2 protein-coding genes and 1 pseudogene are annotated in these 2,188 nt (G+C 56.0%); all 3 read left to right on the top strand.

What is annotated here, in order from left to right; translation table 11 throughout:
- Positions 1–1,316: phage tail tape measure protein (locus ACWIGM_RS31225; protein WP_454029843.1), on the top strand; the 1,316-nt coding region annotated here is incomplete at its 5' end.
- A 14-nt stretch (positions 1,317–1,330) separates the two neighbouring features.
- Positions 1,331–1,810, top strand: a complete 480-nt coding sequence (locus tag ACWIGM_RS31220; protein ID WP_000978908.1) for a phage tail protein — start codon at positions 1,331–1,333, stop codon at positions 1,808–1,810.
- Positions 1,810–2,188 (top strand): annotated as a pseudogene (locus ACWIGM_RS31215) (hypothetical protein); the annotation flags it as partial. The gene ACWIGM_RS31220 and the pseudogene ACWIGM_RS31215, both read left to right, overlap by 1 nt.

Genomic DNA, 2,188 nt, shown 5'->3' with positions numbered 1-2,188 from the left:
GGTTAAGCCGCCTGCAGGCACCGACGGGAAAAGCATGGGATGCACTCAAAGAGCTTGGTGTGAAAACCTCAGACAGCAAGGGAAACACCCGGCCAGTATTTACCATTCTGAAAGAAATGCAGGCCAGTTTTGAGAAAAACCGGCTCGGTACTGCCCAGCAGGCTGAATACATGAAAACTATTTTCGGGGAGGAGGCCAGCTCAGCCGCCGCCGTGCTGATGACTGCCGCCTCAACCGGAAAACTGGACAAACTGACCGCTGCGTTTAAAGCCTCAGACGGGAAGACTGCCGAGCTGGTAAATATCATGCAGGACAACCTCGGCGGTGACTTTAAGGAGTTTCAGTCCGCTTATGAGGCGGTGGGGACAGACCTGTTTGACCAGCAGGAAGGCGCACTGCGTAAGCTCACACAGACGGCCACAAAGTATGTGTTAAAACTCGACGGCTGGATCCAGAAAAACAAATCACTGGCGTCAACCATTGGCATCATTGCCGGTGGCGCGCTGGCGCTTATTGGCATCATCGGTGCAATTGGTCTTGTAGCCTGGCCGGTTATCACCGGCATCAATGCCATCATCGCGGCAGCAGGCGCAATGGGGGCAATCTTCACGACGGTTGGCAGTGCTGTTATGACCGCCATCGGGGCGATTAGCTGGCCGGTTGTGGCCGTGGTGGCCGCCATTGTCGCCGGGGCGTTGCTTATCCGTAAATACTGGGAGCCTGTCAGCGCATTCTTTGGCGGTGTGGTTGAAGGGCTGAAAGCGGCATTTGCGCCGGTGGGGGAACTGTTCACGCCACTTAAGCCGGTGTTTGACTGGCTGGGCGAAAAGTTACAGGCCGCGTGGCAGTGGTTTAAAAACCTGATTGCCCCGGTCAAAGCCACACAGGACACCCTGAACCGTTGCCGTAACACGGGCGTCATGTTCGGGCAGGCACTGGCTGACGCGTTGATGCTACCGCTTAATGCGTTCAACAAACTGCGCAGCGGTATTGACTGGGTACTGGAAAAACTCGGTGTTATCAACAAAGAGTCAGACACACTTGACCAGACCGCCGCCAGAACTCATGCCGCCACGTATGGCACCGGTGGTTATATTCCGGCGACCAGCTCTTATGCAGGCTATCAGGCTTATCAGCCGGTTACGGCACCGGCTGGCCGCTCTTATGTGGACCAGAGTAAAAACGAATATCACATCAACCTGACGGGTGGTACTGCGCCGGGGACACAGCTTGACCGCCAGTTACAGGATGCGCTCGAAAAATACGAGCGGGATAAACGTGCGCGCGCCCGTGCCAGCATGATGCATGACGGTTAAGGAGGTGATGAAAAATGATGCTCGCGTTAGGTATGTTTGTTTTTATGCGCCAGACGCTGCCACACCAGACCATGCAGCGTGAATCAGATTATCGCTGGCCGTCAAATTCCCGTATCGGTAAACGGGACGCCTACCAGTTTCTCGGCGTTGGCGAGGAAAACATCACGCTTGCCGGTGTGCTTTATCCCGAACTGACCGGCGGCAAGCTGACGATGACCACGCTCAGGCTGATGGCAGAGGAAGGCCGGGCGTGGCCGTTGCTGGATGGCACCGGCATGATTTACGGCATGTATGTCATCAGCAGGGTGAGTGAAACAGGGAGTATTTTCTTTGCAGACGGCACACCCCGAAAAATTGATTTTACGCTGTCGCTCACCCGCGTTGATGAATCACTGGCCGCGCTTTATGGCGATATCGGTAAACAGGCGGAATCGCTCATCGGTAAGGCTGGCAGTATGGCGACCAGATTCACGGGTATGACGGGGGCGGGATAATGCTGGATGCGCTGACATTTGATGCAGGCAGTACGCTGACGCCGGATTACATGCTGATGCTCGACAGCAGGGATATTACCGGCAATATCAGCGACCGTCTGATGAGCATGACCCTGACGGATAACCGGGGCTTTGAGGCTGACCAGCTTGATATTGAACTGAACGATGCCGACGGGCAGGTCGGGCTGCCGGTTCGTGGCGCTGTCCTGACGGTGTATATCGGCTGGAAAGGTTTTGCCCTGGTATGCAAAGGGAAATTCACCGTTGATGAGGTTGAACACCGGGGCGCGCCGGATGTGGTCACCATCCGCGCCCGGAGTGCAGATTTCCGCGGGACGCTCAATTCCCGCCGTGAAGGCTCCTGGCATGACACCACGC

It is taken from the genome of Allobosea sp. NPDC055332, assembly GCF_053645455.1.
This window is presented reverse-complemented; position numbering and strand designations above follow the sequence as displayed.

Coding starts and splice junctions, on each gene's coding strand:
- ACWIGM_RS31220 (WP_000978908.1), top strand. CDS start 1,331: ATGATGCTCGCGTTAGGTATGTTTGTTTTTATGCGCCAGACGCTGCCA.